This window comes from Kitasatospora sp. RG8, assembly GCF_017813315.1.
Classification (GTDB): Bacteria; Actinomycetota; Actinomycetes; order Streptomycetales; family Streptomycetaceae; genus Kitasatospora.
The window spans coordinates 37446-54219 of sequence record NZ_JAGIYX010000045.1; the positions used below are offsets into that span (position 1 = coordinate 37446).

General features: G+C 74.5%; 17 protein-coding genes. 3 read left to right on the top strand and 14 right to left on the bottom strand.

Features of this window, described 5'->3' with window-relative positions:
• Window positions 1-72: 72 nt before the first annotated feature.
• The 3 genes from J5Y04_RS38230 to J5Y04_RS38240 all read right to left on the bottom strand — a co-directional run bounded on the left by J5Y04_RS38230 (window position 73) and on the right by J5Y04_RS38240 (window position 1980).
• Window positions 73-171: a 30S ribosomal protein bS22 gene (locus J5Y04_RS38230; protein ID WP_003948845.1), complete on the bottom strand. Its 99-nt coding sequence runs from the start codon at window positions 169-171 to the stop codon at window positions 73-75.
• A 188-nt stretch (window positions 172-359) separates the two neighbouring features.
• Window positions 360-569 carry a helix-turn-helix domain-containing protein gene (locus tag J5Y04_RS38235; protein ID WP_148644250.1) on the bottom strand — a complete coding sequence of 70 codons (210 nt, stop codon included), beginning with the start codon at window positions 567-569 and terminating at the stop codon, window positions 360-362.
• Window positions 570-783: 214 nt separating this feature from the next.
• Entirely contained in the window at window positions 784-1980 is a 1197-nt protein-coding gene (locus tag J5Y04_RS38240) for an acetoin utilization protein AcuC (RefSeq protein WP_209417144.1), read from the bottom strand.
• Between the two features lie 17 nt (window positions 1981-1997).
• On the opposite strand from J5Y04_RS38240, the gene J5Y04_RS38245 reads away from it, so the two are divergent.
• Window positions 1998-2327, top strand: coding sequence for a MarR family transcriptional regulator (locus J5Y04_RS38245; RefSeq protein ID WP_209417145.1), 330 nt, complete (start codon window positions 1998-2000; stop codon window positions 2325-2327).
• Here the strand turns inward: J5Y04_RS38245 and J5Y04_RS38250 are convergent.
• From J5Y04_RS38250 to proC, 3 genes are all read right to left on the bottom strand, one after another.
• Window positions 2307-3536, bottom strand: a complete 1230-nt coding sequence (locus J5Y04_RS38250; protein ID WP_307853520.1) for an MFS transporter — start codon at window positions 3534-3536, stop codon at window positions 2307-2309. The two genes, J5Y04_RS38245 and J5Y04_RS38250, sit on opposite strands and share 21 nt — an antisense overlap.
• Before the next feature lie 93 nt (window positions 3537-3629).
• Window positions 3630-4283: an HAD family phosphatase gene (locus tag J5Y04_RS38255; protein WP_209417146.1), complete on the bottom strand. Its 654-nt coding sequence runs from the start codon at window positions 4281-4283 to the stop codon at window positions 3630-3632.
• A gap of 21 nt (window positions 4284-4304) precedes the next feature.
• Window positions 4305-5132, bottom strand: a complete 828-nt coding sequence (proC, locus tag J5Y04_RS38260; protein WP_209417147.1) for a pyrroline-5-carboxylate reductase — start codon at window positions 5130-5132, stop codon at window positions 4305-4307.
• 244 nt (window positions 5133-5376) lie between these two features.
• On the opposite strand from proC, the gene J5Y04_RS38265 reads away from it, so the two are divergent.
• Window positions 5377-5811, top strand: coding sequence for a hypothetical protein (locus J5Y04_RS38265; RefSeq protein WP_209417148.1), 435 nt, complete (start codon window positions 5377-5379; stop codon window positions 5809-5811).
• A gap of 113 nt (window positions 5812-5924) precedes the next feature.
• Window positions 5925-7283 carry a hypothetical protein gene (locus tag J5Y04_RS38270; RefSeq protein WP_209417149.1) on the top strand — a complete coding sequence of 453 codons (1359 nt, stop codon included), beginning with the start codon at window positions 5925-5927 and terminating at the stop codon, window positions 7281-7283.
• Between the two features lie 3 nt (window positions 7284-7286).
• Here the strand turns inward: J5Y04_RS38270 and J5Y04_RS38275 are convergent, their stop codons facing one another.
• The 8 genes from J5Y04_RS38275 to J5Y04_RS38310 all read right to left on the bottom strand — a co-directional run.
• On the bottom strand, window positions 7287-7814 hold the full coding sequence (locus J5Y04_RS38275; protein ID WP_209417150.1) for an EamA/RhaT family transporter: 528 nt from the start codon (window positions 7812-7814) through the stop codon (window positions 7287-7289).
• A 94-nt stretch (window positions 7815-7908) separates the two neighbouring features.
• A complete protein-coding gene (ilvD, locus tag J5Y04_RS38280) occupies window positions 7909-9753 on the bottom strand; it encodes a dihydroxy-acid dehydratase (protein WP_209417151.1) in 1845 nt (614 codons plus the stop codon).
• Between the two features lie 119 nt (window positions 9754-9872).
• Window positions 9873-10643 carry a class I SAM-dependent methyltransferase gene (locus J5Y04_RS38285; RefSeq protein WP_209417152.1) on the bottom strand — a complete coding sequence of 257 codons (771 nt, stop codon included), beginning with the start codon at window positions 10641-10643 and terminating at the stop codon, window positions 9873-9875.
• A 28-nt stretch (window positions 10644-10671) separates the two neighbouring features.
• Window positions 10672-11475 (bottom strand): sugar phosphate isomerase/epimerase, encoded by an 804-nt coding sequence (locus J5Y04_RS38290; RefSeq protein WP_209417162.1) that lies wholly within the window; start codon window positions 11473-11475, stop codon window positions 10672-10674.
• A 665-nt stretch (window positions 11476-12140) separates the two neighbouring features.
• Window positions 12141-13103 carry a Ppx/GppA phosphatase family protein gene (locus tag J5Y04_RS38295; RefSeq protein WP_209417153.1) on the bottom strand — a complete coding sequence of 321 codons (963 nt, stop codon included), beginning with the start codon at window positions 13101-13103 and terminating at the stop codon, window positions 12141-12143.
• Between the two features lie 118 nt (window positions 13104-13221).
• On the bottom strand, window positions 13222-14082 hold the full coding sequence (locus tag J5Y04_RS38300; RefSeq protein WP_209417154.1) for a glycerophosphodiester phosphodiesterase: 861 nt from the start codon (window positions 14080-14082) through the stop codon (window positions 13222-13224).
• 198 nt (window positions 14083-14280) lie between these two features.
• Window positions 14281-15594: an SUKH-4 family immunity protein gene (locus J5Y04_RS43800; RefSeq protein ID WP_209417155.1), complete on the bottom strand. Its 1314-nt coding sequence runs from the start codon at window positions 15592-15594 to the stop codon at window positions 14281-14283.
• A gap of 178 nt (window positions 15595-15772) precedes the next feature.
• Window positions 15773-16774 (bottom strand): toxin glutamine deamidase domain-containing protein (locus J5Y04_RS38310; RefSeq protein WP_245206296.1); only part of this gene is annotated, 1002 nt, incomplete at its 5' end.

Below are 16774 nucleotides of genomic sequence, written 5' to 3' on the forward strand. Positions count from 1 at the left end.
ACCGCCCGCCCGGGCCGTGAGGCCTGGACGGGCGGTGGAGGCGCCTGGCGCGCTGGGCGCGGCCGAGGGCGCTTACTTCTTGTTGCGACGCTGCACGCGGGTGCGCTTGAGAAGCTTGCGGTGCTTCTTCTTGGCCATACGCTTGCGACGCTTCTTGATGACAGAGCCCACGGAACAACCCTCGCTCACTGAGACTCCCGTCCGTGAGAGACGGAGTCCATACGACTGACGGAGGGCCTAGCCTACCGTCCGTACGGCCAGGGCCGTAATCGTGCTCCCCGTGACCGGGAAACTCGGGGGAAATCTGCGGCAAACGGGTGCGGGGCCCACCGGCTGTGAGCCCCGACCCGCCGCCTGTCCTACGCGCTCTCGAGCCGCACGTAGGACTCCTTGAGGTACTCGTGCACCGCCTGCTGGGGCACCCGGAAGGACCGCCCGACCCGGATGGCCGGCAGCTCTCCGCTGTGCACCAACCGGTACACCGTCATCTTGGACACCCGCATGACCGCGGCCACTTCGGCCACGGTCAGGAAGACGACTTCCTGCAGGGGGCGTTCGCCGGAACTCATGACCATCACCCGACCCTTACCCGTGTGCAAGGCACCGGCTTCCCCTCCGGTGACTCCACCGGCACACGTGTATCCCCAGAGTAGTTATGGGTGGTACCAGTGGGAAGAGGGGGAAGGGCAGTCCTCGTACGGTGAGAGATAGTCCAGTTGCAGTACGTAGTCGATCGGCGGTCTGCCGTACCGGCCGTGCGCACGCGGCGGCCGGGGCCTCCGGTCAGGGCAGCAGGCCGTGGTGCGGCAGGACGGCGCGGCGGGCGGCCAGGATCGCCTGGTCGAGCCGGTCCGCCGGATCGTATCCCGCGTCGAAGTCCCGCCAGGCCGGCCGGGCTCCGTCGGTCATCCGCAGCGGGGCCGGGCGGCGGGTGCGCCGGTAGACCTCCGCGCGCCACTCCTCCGGGGTCTCGGTGGCGGGGTCGACCGGCCGGCCCGCGGCGGTGGCGACGAGGTGGGTCCAGGCCCGCGGGACGACGTCCACCACGGCGTAGCCGCCCCCGCCGAGGGCGACCCAGCGGCCGCCGGCGTACCGGTGCGCGAGGTCGTGCAGCTCCTCGGCGATCAGCCGCTGGGCGTCGACGGTCACCGCGAGGTGGGCGAGCGGGTCCTCCAGGTGGGTGTCCGCACCGTGCTGGGTGACCAGGACCTGCGGGCGGAAGGCGGCCAGCAGCTCGGGCACCAGGGCGTGGAAGGCGCGCAGCCAGCCGGAGTCGCCGGTGCCGGCGGGCAGCGGCAGGTTGGCGGCGGAGCCGGGGGCGTCCGGCCCGCCGGTCTCGGTGGCCCAGCCGGTCTGCGGGAAGAGCGTGGCGGGGTGCTCGTGCAGCGAGACGGTGAGCACCCGGGGGTCGTCCCAGAACGCCTGCTGGACGCCGTCGCCGTGGTGGACGTCCACGTCGACGTACGCGACCCGCTCGGCGCCGAGTTCGAGCAGCCGGGCGATGGCGAGCGCGGGGTCGTTGTAGATGCAGAAGCCGGACGCCCTGCCCGGCATGGCGTGGTGCAGGCCGCCGGCGAAGTTGACGGCGTGCGGGGTCTCGCCGTGCCAGACGGCCTCGGCGGCGGCCACCGACTGTCCGGCGATCAGCGCGGAGGCGGAGTGCACGGCGGGGAAGGCCCAGTTGTCGTCGGTGCCGAGGCCGTGCCGCCGGTCCTGCTCGTCGGGGTGGGCGGCGGCGTGTCTGACCGCCTCGACGTACTCGCGGGTGTGCACCAGGCGGAGCGTGGAGTCGCCGGCCGGCGGGGCCGAGCGGACGGTCACCCCCGGCCCGGCGTTCAGCCCGAGGGACTCCACCAGGCGCATGGTGAGCTCCAGCCGGGCCGGGTCCATCGGGTGGCCTGGACCGAAGTCGTAGGCGGTGACCGCCTCGTCCCAGAAGAGGTGCAGGCCGCAGGGGGTGTCACGCTCGGCTTCGGGCATGGCCTCCACCGTAGTGGGTGGCGGCACGCGGGCTCCCCTCGGGCCGGGCGAGTCTCAGGCGCCGGCCGGGCCGCGCGCAGCTCACCACCGGCGCCGTGACAGGGGTGCTCAACCGGCTGGAGAAGGCCGGCTACGTCCGCCGGGAGGCCGACCCGGCCGACCGCCGCCGGGTCCGGGTGGTGATGGAGGAGGGCGCGCAGGAGCGCATCCTCCAGGTCTACGGCCCGTTCTACGAGCGGATCGGCACGCTCTTCGCCGATTACACGCCGGACGAGGTCGCCGTCCTGGCGGACTGGTTCACCCGGGCCAGGGCGCTGATGAAGGAGTCACTGGACGAGCTCCGCTGAGCCCTTCCCCTCCGCCGAGCCCCTCCCCTCCGCCGGGGCGGGCGCGGGCGCCGGGGAGAACCGGCTGGCGAGCGGCAGCACGGCCAGCACCAGCAGCATCGGGGCGAGCAGCGCCCAGCGGTACGAGCCGGCGTCGGCGATCGCCCCGACCAGCGGCGAACCGATCAGGAAACCGACGTAGTTGAAGAGGTTGAGCCGGGCCACGGCGGCGTCCGAGTCGGCAGGGAAGAGCCGCCCGCCGGCCGCGAAGACCTGCGGGATGATCGCGCAGATCCCGAAGCCGAGCACGGTGAACCCGGCGATCCCGACCCGGGCGCCGGGCGCGGCGGCGGCCACGGCGAAGCCCAGCGCGGCCAGCGCGGCGCCGCCGCGGACCACCGGGACGGCACCCCAGCGCTGCACCGCGCGGTCGCCGACCGCGCGGCCGAGCAGCATCGCCACCATGTAGCCGAGGTAGGAGAGCTTGGCGACGTCCTCGGGGCTGCCCAGACCGTCGGTGAGGTACTTGACGCTGTAGTTGGAGACCGAGGAGTCGGCGATGTAGGCGAAGGCCATCGCCAGGCAGAGCGGCAGCAGCGGCCGCCACGGGACGGACCGGGCGGCGGCCTCGGCGGCCTCCCGGACGGCGTCGCCGAGTTCGGCGGGCCCGGCCACTCGGCTGCCCGCCAGCACCGCGAGCGGGGCGATCACGGCGGCGGCCGTCCCGAACAGGACGGGCAGGCCGAGGTCGTAGTGCGAGCCCAGGCCGGCGACGGCCGCGCCGACGATGCCGCCGAGGCTGAACGCGGCATGGAAGCCGAGCATGACCGAGCGGCCGTAGCGGTGCTGGAGGCCCACCCCGAGCATGTTCATACTGGCGTCCAGCGCGCCGACCAGCAGCCCGAACGCGCCCAGCGCGAGGGCGAGTTGCCAGAGCGTTCCGCCCAGCCCGGCGGCGGCCAGGCTGACGCAGACGGCGGGCTGGACCACCCGCAGCACGGCCCGCGCGCCGGTGCGCTTCACCAGCTGCTCGGAGACGATCGACCCCACCCCGGCCAGGACCGGCACGGCGGCCAGGAAGACCGGCAGCAGCGCGTCGCTGAGCCCGTACCGGTCCTGCAGCTCGGGGATGCAGGTGACCAGCAGGGCGAACGTGATGCCCTGGAGCAGGAAGCCCGCGGCCAGCGCGGCTCTGGCCTGCCGCAGCCGAAGGGGTATCGCGGTACTCACAAGGACCTCGCTACTGGCCGGTACAACGATGTTGGCGAGAGCGTAGGGGGTGGCGCGGCTTTTGGGGAGGGGGTGCGCGCGACCGGACCGGCCTCAGCCCAGCAGGGCGGGCACCTCCGCCAGGTCGGCGATCAGCCCGGTGGCGCCGGCGGCGGTCAGCTTCGCCGGGTCGGTGAGGGCGGTGTAGCCGTACACGTCCATCCCGGCCGCACGGGCGGCCAAGACGCCGTTGGGGCTGTCCTCCAGCACCAGGCAGCGGGCCGGGTCGACGCCGAGGGTGCGGGCGGCGTGCAGGAAGAGGTCGGGCGCGGGCTTGCCGACGCCGACGTCCTGGGCGCTGAAGATCCGATCCTCCGCGTGGTACTCGCGCAGGCCGGTGACGTCCAGGGCGGTGCGGATCCAGTCGTGGTGCGCCGAGGAGGCCAGGCAGTAGGGGACGGCGCGCTGCTGAAGCTCCTTCAGCAGCGCCTCCGCGCCCCGGACGGCCGTCAGCTCGGCGCCGAACGCGGCGAACACCCGGCCGTGGTACAGCTCGTCGAAGCCGTCGGGCAGCTTCGCGCCGTCGTACCGCTCGGCGATCACGTCGTGGACCCGGTGCGCGGCGGTGCCCATGAAGTCCCGGTACGAGTCCTCGGTCGTGGTCGGGTACCCGAGCTCGGTCAGGTACCCGGCGAGCAGCCGGTTGGAGAGCGGCTCGCTGTCCACCAGGACACCGTCGTTGTCGAAGATCACCAGGTCGTAGGCCATGTGTTCGAGCCTACGGGGTGCTCACTTCCCGCCGGAGGCCAGCTCCCGGGAGCGGTCCCGGGCCGCCTCCAGGGCGCCGAGCAGCGCGGCCCGGACCCCGTGGTTCTCCAGCTCGCGGATGGCCGCGATGGTGGTGCCGGCGGGCGAGGTGACCGCCTCGCGCAGCTTCACCGGGTGCTCGCCGGAGTCCCGCAGCATCACCGAGGCGCCGATCGCGGACTGCACGATCAGGTCGTGCGCCACGTGCCGGGGCAGGCCGAGCAGGATGCCCGCGTCCGTCATCGCCTCGACCAGGAAGTAGAAGTAGGCCGGGCCGGAGCCGGAGAGCGCGGTGGCCGCGTCCTGCTGCGACTCCGGCAGCCGCAGCGCCTTGCCGACCGAACGGAAGATCTCCTCGGCCCGCTCCAGGTGCGCCTCGGTGGCGTGCGAGCCGCCGGAGATCACGCTCATCCCCTCGTCCACCAGGACGGGCGTGTTGGGCATCACCCGGACCACCGGGGTGCCGGCCGCGAGCCGGGCCTCGAACCAGGCGGTGGGGATGCCGGCCGCCGCCGAGATCACCAGCCGGTCCGGGCTGACGTGCGGCGCCAGCTCGTCCAGCAGGGTGCCCATGTCCTGCGGCTTCACCGCGAGGATCAGGGTGTCCGCGAGCTTGGCGGCCTCGCTGTTGCCGACCACGCCGACGCCGTACTTCGCGGCCAGCTCGGCGGCCCGCTCCGGACGGCGGGCGGTCACCACGACGTCGGCCGGGTCCTTCCCGGCCCGCAGCAGTCCGGAGAGCAGGGCCTCCCCGATCTTGCCCGTGCCGAGGAAGGCGATCTTCTGCCCGTGCGCCGCTGCGCTGCCCATGCCCGCTCCTTGCATCCGTTCCTGCCGCCATCCTCGCACCGCGCGCCCGCCCGGAGCCGGACCGTCCACGGAGCGGAAGCCCGGCCCCCCCGGGGAAGCCGAAGGGGCCGCCTCCGGACCCCCGCCCCCCGGCGTCGCCGGGAAGGCGGGAGTCCGAAGGCGGGCCCTAGGGTGAAACTCGGGGTTCTCCCCTATGGCCCGCCGCTGTTCCCGGGCGCACCGTGGACGTATGGCACACGGAGAGATGTCCCGACGTGAGAACCGGCAAGCCGCCGTCGCCGCCGCGACGATGGGACCGTGGCGGACGGCCGCGGGTGTCGGTGCACTGGTGGGGGCGACGGCCCTGGGGATCGATGCGATCACCGGGCACTGGTCGCTGAGCATGCTGGCCGGTCCGGCCGGCTGGGCCCTGTTCTTCTTCTTCCTGGTCGGCACGGTCGGCGGCCAGCTGCGGCGCGACACCGGCGACCGCCGGCTGCGCAAGTGGGCGGCCGAGCACCCGTGGCAGTCGGCGCTGCCGGCGGCCGGGGGCCTGCTGGTGCTGAACATGCTGGCGCAGATGGTCCTCGGCGACGCGGGCCTGTTCGGCGCGTTCTTCCTCTCGCTGCTTCCGGCCGGCGTACTGCTGGCGGTGGCGGGCGTGGTCGGCTCGGTGAAGCAGGCCCGCGGCAAGGGCTGACGGACCGTCCGGACCAGGACAAAAAGGGGTGATCATCGCACACCGAACACGAGTTCACCACAGGGTGTGCCCCCGATCAGGGACTCGTCACACCCCGTCGGCATACTGGCTCGATGCCGATAGCCGAAGATCCAGAACCGCGCCCGTCCGAGGGCCGGAACCCGGACGGGGCGGACCCGTCCGGAGCGGGCGGGAAGGACCCGTTCGACGAACTCGTCCTGGACGACGAGTTCGTCAAGGGCGCCACCGTGAAGGAGCAGGCGGCCCGCACCCGGATGCTCGCCGCACAGTGGAAGCACACCCCGCCGGTGGACCCGGGCGGCCGCCGCTCGGTGAACGACGGCCCGGGACGGACGAAGCGGTTCGGCCGCAAGCCGAAGCCGGCCGCCGACCCCTGGGGCAACCCGGTCCCGCGCCGCCGGATGGAGTGGCGCACGCCGTTGTACGTGCTGCTCACCATCACGGTGCTGCTGGCGGCGCTGAACCTGGACAGCCTGAAGTTCTGGTACTCGACGCACTTCGGCTACGCCTCCGACCACCCGGCCTCCGCGTCGGCGGTGCCGACGGTGGCCCCGGAGACCGCCCGGCCGACCACCGCCCCGCCGACGCTCGACCCTAAGCAGCCGACCGTCGACCACCCGTGGGCCGGCTCCCCCGCCGAGGGCTGGCCGACCTCCGTGGACGCCTTCGCCCCGGCCCAGACCCCCGGCCCGATCGGGGTGTTCGACGCCGAGCAGGTGGCCGCCCAGGTCAAGCTGGTGAAGGACTACCTGGCGGCCGCCAACCTGGACCCGAAGGTGGTCGCCGGCGGGACGCCCGACGCCGCGCTGGCGATGCTGGACCGCGAGGAGCAGGACAACGCCAGGGCCGCCCTGACCAAGCCGTCCTCGGAGAGCGACCCGACGGCCTGGTTCAGCCGCTTCGATCCGCGCGACGCGATCCCGGTCTCCGACACCGTCAAAATGCAGGGCCTGATCACCGTCGAGGGCGACGGCGACAAGGGCGTGCTGGTGCACACCGACTTCACGTACGTGTACGCGCTGCGGCCGGGCCCGGAGGCGGGCAAGCGGACGGCCTCCCCCAAGCCGGCCACGCCCCGGCCCTCGGCCCCGCAGCCGCCGGCCGGTGACGGCGGCGGCCCCAAGCCCGCGGGCTGGACGGTGCCGGTCGCCGACGTCGCCGGTGACACCTGGACCACCCGCACGATCGTGCGGCGCGTGGACACCTTCCGCTTCTACGACCCGGCGCGCTACCGGGTCAATCCGAAGAAGCTGGTCTTCTCCAAGACCCAGTCGGACGCCGGCAACTCGGCCTGCGACATCAACGACGGCTACTACCACCCGCAGTTCGACCAGTTCGCGACGCGCCCGCTCGGGTCGACGTCGGAGCCGACCGGCCCCGCCACCGACCCGTACGACCGCACCAAGAACCTCGCGGACAACCAGGACTGCGGCAGGATCAGCCGCAACTGACGCTCAGCGCCTGCGCCTGCCCCGGCCCGGCGCCTTGGCGTCGGGCCGGCCGCTGCGGCCGGCCTGGCGGCGCTGGTGGGCGGCGGTGGCCCGCTCGTGGCGGGTCCGCTTGTCGGCCTCGCCGGGCGCCTCGACCAGGCTGCGGAGGAAGTAGGCGAACAGGGCGCCGACCCCGCCGATGATCCAGACCGCACCGAGCGACTTCTCCTCGGCCATCCAGCCGGTCAGCTGGTCCTTGCCCTCGGCGAACAGCTTCCAGCTGCGCAGGCCGGAGAGGCAGGAGCAGATCGCGACGGCGGCCAGCAGCAGCCCGTTGACGAAGCCCGCGTTGTCGGAGAGCCGGACGCCGTCGACGGCCAGCCGCAGGACGAGGGCCGCGGCCGCGGTGGCCAGCAGGGCGCCGATCGGCACGACGACCCGGCGCAGCCGGTAGTCGCTGCCGCGCCCCACCCAGCTGGTGCCGAACCAGCGGATCGGCTCCGGCTCGGGGGCGCCGGCGGGCTTGGGGGCGGGGGTGGGGTGCTCGGTCACACGGCCGATTATCACCCGTCGCGCCGCCGACGCGGAGGAGCCGTCCCGCCGGGCGGAACGGCTCCTCGTGGTGCGTGGTGCGGTGCGCGGCGGGTCAGCCCAGCTTGGAGACGTCGCGGACCGCGCCCTTGTCGGCGGAGGTGGCCATCGCGGCGTAGGCGCGCAGGGCCTGGCTGACCTGGCGGTCGCGGTTCTTCGGCTTGTAGCCGCCCTCGGCCTCCAGCTTCAGCCGGCGCTCGTGCAGCTCCTCGAAGGAGACCTCCAGGGAGATCTTCCGGCCGGGGATGTCGATGGCGATGATGTCGCCGTCCTCGACCAGGGCGATGGTGCCGCCGGACGCGGCCTCCGGGGAGGCGTGGCCGATCGAGAGGCCGGACGTGCCGCCGGAGAAGCGGCCGTCGGTGACCAGGGCGCAGGCCTTGCCGAGGCCGCGGCCCTTCAGGAACGAGGTCGGGTAGAGCATCTCCTGCATGCCCGGGCCGCCCTTGGGGCCCTCGTAGCGGATGACGACGACGTCGCCCTCCTTGATCCGCTTGGTGAGGATCGCGTCGACGGCGTCCTCCTGGGACTCGACCACGACGGCCGGGCCGCTGAAGGTCCAGATCGACTCGTCCACGCCGGCGGTCTTCACGATGCAGCCGTCCTCGGCGAGGTTGCCGTACAGCACGGCGAGGCCGCCCTCGACCGAGTAGGCGTGCTCGACGCTGCGGATGCAGCCCTTGGCCGCGTCGGTGTCCAGCGACTCCCAGCGCTCGGACTGCGAGAACGCCTCGGCGGAGCGGACGCAGCCGGGGGCGGCGTGCCAGAGCTCGACGGCCTCGGCGGAGGGCGAGCCGCCGCGGACGTCCCAGGTCTTCAGCCACTCGGCGAGCGAGTCGGCGTGGACGGTGTGCACGTCCTCGTTGAGCTGGCCGCCGCGGTACAGCTCGCCGAGGATGGCGGGGATGCCGCCGGCCCGGTGCACGTCCTCCATGTAGTACGAGCCGTTGGGCGCGACCTTGGAGAGGCAGGGGACCTTGCGGGAGATCGCGTCGATGGCCCGCATGTCGAAGTCCAGCTCGGCCTCCTGGGCGGCGGCGAGCAGGTGCAGGATGGTGTTGGTCGAGCCGCCCATGGCGATGTCGAGGGCCACGGCGTTCTCGAAGGCGGCGCGGGTGGCGATCGAGCGCGGCAGGACGGAGTAGTCGTCCTGGTGGTAGTGGCGCTCGGTGATCTCGACGACGGTCCGGCCGGCCCGCTCGTAGAGCTCCTTGCGGGCGGTGTGGGTGGCGAGCACCGAGCCGTTGCCGGGCAGGGAGAGGCCGATCGCCTCGGTGAGGCAGTTCATCGAGTTGGCGGTGAACATGCCCGAGCAGGACCCGCAGGTCGGACAGGCGTTCTCCTCGATGATCGCGATGTCCTCGTCGGAGACGTTCTCGTTCACCGCCTGGGAGATCGCGTCGACCAGGTCGAGCCTGCGCACGGTGCCGTCGACCAGGGTCGCCTTGCCGGCCTCCATCGGGCCGCCGGAGACGAAGACGGTCGGGATGTTGAGCCGCAGCGCGGCCATCAGCATGCCCGGGGTGATCTTGTCGCAGTTGGAGATGCAGATCAGGGCGTCGGCGCAGTGCGCGTTGACCATGTACTCCACGGAGTCGGCGATCAGGTCGCGCGAGGGCAGCGAGTAGAGCATGCCGCTGTGGCCCATCGCGATGCCGTCGTCCACCGCGATGGTGTTGAACTCGCGGGGGATGCCGCCCGCCTGCTTGATCGCCTCGGAGACGATCCGGCCGACCGGCTGGAGGTGGGTGTGGCCCGGGACGAACTCGGTGAAGGAGTTGGCGACCGCGATGATCGGCTTGCCGAAGTCCTCGCGGGCTACGCCTGCGGCCCGGAGAAGCGCCCGGGCGCCTGCCATGTTGCGACCGTGGGTGACCGTACGGGACTTCAGCTCGGGCACTGTGCTCGACTCCTTCGGAGGCTGCTGGCGGCGCCGCCGGTAGGGAGGGTGCGGCGACCGCTGTGTCTTCCGAGACTACGCCCGCCGTCCGGGCGGTGGACGCCACGTCCGCGATGCGGTCAGCGCGGGGTGCGGGCCACCGTCAGGTCGAGGACGTACGGCTCGACCACCCAGCCGTCCGGGAACTCGGCCAGCAGCGCCTCGCGCTCGACGGCCAGCAGCGGCTCCCGCCGCTCGGGGGTGAGGGAGGCCAGGTAGGAGCGCGAGGTGAGGTCGGTGATCACGTGGTCGACGGTGACCCGGCGGTCCCAGCGCAGCACGGCGGTGCCGACCTCCAGGCCGTACGGGGCGAGGTGGCTCACGATCTCGTTGACCTTGCCGTAGCCGTGGTAGACGTCGGGCAGCGCCGCGCTCAGCCGCTCGCCCATCGCCCGGACCCACCCGACCCCGGAGTCCTTCACGTTCCACCAGGTGGCGAGGGCGCCGCCGGGGCGCAGCACGCGGATCGCCTCGGGGACCGACCGCTCGGCACGGGTCCAGTGGAAGGCCTGGGCGTAGGTGACGAGATCGGCCGAGTGGTCGTGGAAGGGCAGCTCGTCGCCGGTCCCCCGGACCAGCGGCAGGCCGGGCGAGGAGGCCAGGAACTGGGCGCCCATGCCGTCGTTGGGCTCCACGGCGACGACGTCCGCGCCGCGGCCGGCCAGCAGCCGGGTGGCGATGCCGGTGCCCGCGCCGACGTCCAGCACCCGGGCGCCCTTGAGGCCGCGGCCGGCCAGGCGCTCCAGCTCGTCGAACAGCTCGTCCGGGTACGAGGGCCGGGCCCGGTCGTACTCGGCGGCCACGCCGCCGAAGGACTTGGCGAGCTCCCGGTAGTCCTTCGCTTCCGTCATCTCTCCCCCTTGGTACGGCAGTTCGTTCTCAGCGTACGCGGGCGGGGGTGGCCAGGTGCAGGCGGGTGAAGGCGAGCGCCTCGGCGAGGTCGGCCTCGCGTTCGGCAGGGGACGCGGAGCGCCGGGTGTTGACCTCCAGCACCACGTGGCCGTCGAAGCCGGTCCTGGCCAGGTGCTCCAGCAGCTCGGCGCAGGGCTGCTTGCCGCGGCCGGGGATCAGGTGCTCGTCCTTGCCGGAGCCGCTGCCGTCGGCGAGGTGGACGTGGGCCAGCCGGTCACCCATCCGCCCGACCATGTCGAAGGCGTCGATCCGGGAGGTGGCGACGTGCGAGAGGTCGATGGTGAAGTGCCGGTACTCCTCCTCGGTGACGTCCCAGCCGGGGGCGTACGCGAGCATCTCGCGGTCGCGGTAGCGCCACGGGTACATGTTCTCGACGGCGAAGCGGACGTCGGTCTCGCCCGCCATCCGGTTGACGCCCTCGACGAACTCGCGTGCGTACTGCCGCTGCCAGCGGAACGGCGGGTGGACGACGACGGCGCTCGCGCCGAGCTTCTCGGCCGCCGCCCGGGCCCGGACCAGCTTGGTCCACGGGTCGGTGGTCCAGACCCGCTGGGTGATCAGCAGGCAGGGCGCGTGGACGGCCAGGATCGGCATCCGGTGGATGTCGGAGAGCCGGCGCAGCGCCTCGATGTCCTGGCTGACCGGGTCGTTCCAGACCATCACCTCGACTCCGTCGTAGCCGAGCTTGGCGGCCAGCTCGAAGCCGACGGCGGTGTTGGCCGGGTAGACGGAGGCGGTGGAGAGGACGACCTTGGTGTCGGGGATGTGCAGGGCCGGGTGCGGGGGCAGCACCAGCCGGTCGGTGGTGCGCAGCAGCGGGGCCTTCCGGCCGGCGGCCTGCCGGGCGGCCTTGACGGACTTCACCGACTGCACGGCGGCCTTGGCCGCCCCGGCGGCCCGGGCGGTCCGCGTCTCGCGGCGCGCCTGGGTGGTGGGGGCCTTGGCCACCGGCTTCCGGGGGGCGTCCTGCCCGGGCGCGGGCTGCTCGGGGGCGTCCTGCCCGGGGCCGGACTGCTCGGGGCCGGACTGCCCGGGCGCGGGCTGCTCCGAGGTGCTCCGCTCCGGGGGGCCCGGCTGCGCCTGCCGGGCCGGGCCGTCCGCCGCACCCTGCGGCACGGCCTTGCGCACCGCCTTCTTCACGGCCTTCTGGGCGGCCCCGCCGGTGGCCTTCTTCGCCGCGGCGGTCTTGGCGGCCGTCGCCGCCTTGGCCGCGCGGACGCCCTTCACCGCCTTGCCGAGCTTCCGGGAGCGGCCCGTGGCGCCGCCGTCCGGGCCCTCCCCGGCCTCCGGCCCGCCGTCCGGGCGCGTGCGGCGCGGTGCGTCCGGCCGCGGCTGCCCGTCCCCGGGTGCGCGGCCCTCCTGCGTCCCGTCCTCGCCCGCTGGTTGCGCCACGGGAGACAGCGTAAGCGGACCGCGCCCGGAACGGGGAGCGGCCCTCAGGTGGTGAGGGCGGGGCGGCGGCGGTCGGCGGGGCTGTCCATGGTGTCGAGACGGCGCAGGATGATGCCCTCGCGCAGCGCCCACGGGCAGACGTCCAGCTCCTCCAGGCCGAACAGGTCCATCGCGGCGTCGGCGACCAGCGCGCCGGCCAGCAGCTGCTTGGCGCGGCCCTCGGAGACACCGGGGATCTGCGCCCGTTCGGCGACGGTCATCGTGGAGAGCCGGGGCAGCCACGCGGAGAGACCGCTGCGGGTGAGCCGCCGGTCCGCGTACGGGCCGGCGTCGGCGGGGGCGGCGCCGGTCATCCGGGCGAGCTGCTTGAAGGTCTTGGAGGTGGCGACGGCGTGGTCCGGGGCGCCCAGCCGGGCGATCTCGCCGACCGCGGCGGCCATCTCGGCGCGGATGTGGCGTCTGAGCCCGCGCAGCTCCTCCGGGTCGGCGACGTCGCCGGGCAGCCAGCGGCCGGTGAGCCGGCCGGCGCCGAGCGGCAGCGAACAGGCGACGTCGGGCTGCTCGTCCAGCCCGCAGGCGATCTCCAGCGAGCCGCCGCCGATGTCGAGGTTGAGCAGCCGGCCGGAGGACCAGCCGAACCAGCGGCGGACGGCCAGGAAGGTGAGCCGGGCCTCGTCCTGTCCGGAGAGCACCCGGAGCTCGACGCCGGTCTCCTCGGCGACCCGGCGGATCACGTCCTCGCCGTTGGCGGCCTCCCGGACGGCGGAGGTGGCGAACGGCAGGATGTCGACGACGCCCTTGTCCTCGGCGACCCGCAGCGAGGAGGCGACCATGCCGATCAGCCTGTCCACGCCGGGTGCGCTTATCGCACCCTGCTCGTCGAGGAGTTCGGCCAGCCGCAGCTCGGCCTTGTGGGAGTACGCGGGCAGCGGGGCGGCCCCGGGATGGGCGTCCACCACCAGGAAGTGGACCGTGTTGGAACCTACGTCGAGAACACCGAGTCGCATAACCCTCCACGCTACGCGATCCGGTCTCCGGGCAGGCCTGGCACGACGGTATTCGTGCTGGTCCGGACCTTCCGGGCCCGGGCCGCGCGGGGCTGCGCCCGGTGCACGCGGGCTCCGCTCAGTGCACGCGGGCGCCGCGCGGGGACACCGGCCGCTCGGTGCGGCAGTTGGCGTCGGCCCAGCGGCGGGCCCGGCCCGGGGTGTCGGTGATCAGGCCGTCGGCCTCCCGCTCGGTCATCAGCTGCCAGGACTCGTCGTCGTCCAGCGTCCAGACGTAGACCTCGCGGCCGGCCTTGTGTTCGGCGGCGATCCTGGAGGCGGTGGCCAGCGTGGCGTCCAGGGCGAGGCCGTGCAGCGGCAGGTCGCCCGGGTCCTCGGAGATGCTGGCGCCCTGGATGAGCACCACCGGCAGTGCGGGGGCGGCGGCGTGGGCCTGGCGCAGGTGATCGGCGGAGAACGAGTACAGGAAGACCCGGGCACTGCTGCCGGCCGCGATCCTCGCGATCCGGGCGACGTCCTCGGCCCGCTGCCACTTGATCTCCATCAGCAGCGTGACGGTGGTGCCGCTGAGCCGCTTCAGCAGCTCCTCCAGGGTCGGCACCGGCTCGGCCGGGCCGGGGCCGACGGTCACCCGCAGCCCGGCGATCTGGGCGGCGGTCAGGTCGGCGATCGCGCCCTTGCCGTTGGTGGTGCGGTCCACGCTGGCGTCGTGCATCAGCACCGGGACGCCGTCCCGGGTGGTCTGGACGTCGGTCTCCAGCCAGTCGGCGCCCTGCTGGAGGGCCTTCTCGAAGGAGGCCATGGTGTTCTCGGGGGCGTCCAGCGGCGCACCCCGGTGGCCGATCACCACCGGTCCGGCGCAGACCGGCTGGGCGGCGGCCGGCCGGGCGCGCAGCCCCGGGGAGGCTGCGCAGCCGGCGGCCAGCACCGCGAGGGCGGCGAGCACGGCCGTGCGGGCGGCGCGGGGCGGGGTCGTCACGGCGGCGGGGCTCCAGCTCTGTCTCGGAGGCCCGGTGGGTGCGGGCACTCGGGGATCGTCGGGGGTCGGCGAGGAATCGTCAAAATGATCTGACAATCCGACAATGCTGTCGGTTCCCCTCAGCGTGCGCCCGTCCCCCGTCACGCCCCGGCCGCGACGCACCACAGGTCACCCGGACGCCGGTGCGCGCCCGCACCGTCACAGGAGGCCGTCCCAGAGCTGTTCGACGATGACGGCCCACCAGTTCTCCGGATCGTCGAAGACCGTCGGGTCGATCGCCGCGAGCCCGCGCTGCAGGGCGTCGACGGCGGCCCCGGCGGCCGACGGGTCGAGCCCGCGCAGCCCGGGCAGCCGCTCGGCGAACAGCGCCAGGCAGCGGACGAAGGACGCCGGACCGTCGTTGCAGTGCCGGGCGGTGGCGTAGTCGGGGTCGACCGCCCGGACGGCACCGCAGGCGGTGTCCACCGTGACCAGCGCCCAGCCGTCGGTGCCGAGCAGCAGCTGCGGGGCCAGCGCGAGCCGCTCCCGCTCGGCCACCCTGGTGCCGCGGCCCTCCTCCGCCAGGTGACCGGCCAGCGACGGCAGCACCGTGCCCTGCCGGGTGCCGTCCGCGATCGCGTCCGGCCCGGGGTGGTGCAGCGCGAAGAAGCCCTCGACCGCCACCGGCACCCCGGCCGTCACCAGGACCCGGGCCAAGTCCTCCGGCAGGTCCGCACGGGCGACGTCCGCCGGGTCGAAGCGCCGGACACCACCGGCGCCGAACCGCTCCACCAGCACGGCCGCCAGTACCTGGTCCGGCTCGGCCGGCAGCGGCGGCACGGCGCGCGGGAACGGCACCCGGTTGCGCACCGGCCCGCCCTCCCCGGACGCCCCGGCCGGCAGGGCGCGGACGGCCGCCGCCCGGTGGTCGAAGTGCGGCCCGTACGGCAGGTCGAACCCGACCCGGACGTCCGGCAGTTCGGCCGCCAGCGCGTACGCCCAGTAGCCGCCCGGAAGCGCGCTCAGCCGCAGGTCGGTGTGGACGGACAGCACGTCCTCCGCCCGCACGCCCTGTTCGCGCAGCCACCACCAGCCGCGCAGCGCCGGGTGCGGCAGGCCGGGCGCCGAGCGCAGCGCCAGCGAGCGCACCTCGCCGAGGCCGTCCCGGTAGGTCAGCTCGGCCCGGGTGCCGCGGCCGGTGGCCGGCGGCCGGGCCGGGTCGTGGGAGCCCGCGCCGACGAAGTCCCGGTAGAGCGTGACCACCTCGTCCACCGGCACCGACGGCCAGACGGTGAACCGCCCGGTCTCCCGGTCCACCACCGCGCACGCCGCCCCCACCTCCTCGGGTGCCCGCCGCTCCCCCGTCAGCGGGTCGATCCGCGCCGGCGAGGGTTCCGCCCAGACCACCCAGCCCAGCTCGAACTCGTGCGAGTGCACCCGCCGGCTCCCGGTGGAACCGTCGGCGGAAGCCCTCGGCAGTTCGCCGTTGATCCAGCGATGGGCGGCCTCGATCGCCTGCGCACGGGTGGTCACGTGGTGGAGCTCCTTGCATCGGCGCGCGGACGCGCGAACGAACCGGCCGACGGGTGCCGGGGCACCGGTCCGGCCCCCGGCACGCCGTCGGCGGCCCGCCAGGATCGCACGCGCCGCTCCCGGCGCGGCCGCCCCGGTTCCGGCTGCGGGCGGCGCCGGGGGGCGGGCGGACGGAACGTCACGAGGCCGCGGCCGCGGTGAGGTCGGGTCGGCGGGCGGCGAGGTCGAGGGGGCGGCCGTCGGGGTCGAGGGCGATCGCCCACAGACCGTGGGCGCAGTCGTGCAGGGGGGCGGGGCCCCGGCGGCCGACCTGGTGGTCGAGGTAGGTCACGGTGTCCTTGTGGTTGACGGCGTTCCAGGCGTGCGGGCGGCCGAAGCCGTCCAGCGTCAGCAGGACGGCCTGGGAGCCGTGGCCGGCCCGACGCAGTTCGTCGGCCAGCCGGCCGACGGCCGTTGTGCCGTCGCCGAGGTCGCGGAAGGGCGCGCCGAGTTCGCGTTCGGCGCGGTCGCGGCCGCCGCGCTCGCCGGCGTCGCCCTCGGTGGGGATGCGCGGGGCGGCGCAGGTCGGGCGGCCGGTGAAGGTGTCGACGGCGGAGAGGGCGATCTCCAGGCTGTTGTTGGCCCGGCCGGGCCCGCGGTGGCCGCCGTCGTTGACGACCTCGGCCCAGCCGCCGGCCGCCGGGTCGGGGTGACGCAGTGGCAGGCCGTCGGCGTCGCGGGGCGCGCGGCGCTCGATCTCGCGCTGGTGCTCGGGGTCGACCGGGGCGAGGCCGCCGGGCAGTCCGTACGGGCGGCTGTCGGCGATGGTCCGCAGCCGGACCACGTGCTCCTCCGGGACGGAGCCGCGCCGCGCGCGCAGGGCGAGCTGGAGGGCCATCGCATGGGCGGTGGCGACCGGGACGGCGGCCCAGGCGAGCCCGGTCCCGCCCTCGGCCGGGGAGCCGTCGGGGCGGCGCCGGTGGTCGTCCGGGTGGAACTCGGGGCGTGCGGTGCCGGGGCCGACGACCGGCGGGGCGGCCGGGGGCGGCGGGACGATCAGCGGGCCGGGAGCGGTGACGGGGTGCGGGGCGCCGGTGGCGGCGCGCGGGCCGCCACCGGCGCCGGGGCGGCCCTCGGCGACGGCGTGCTGTCCGGGCGCCGCGGTGCCGGACGCGCCGGACGCGCCGGGCACCGGGGTGCC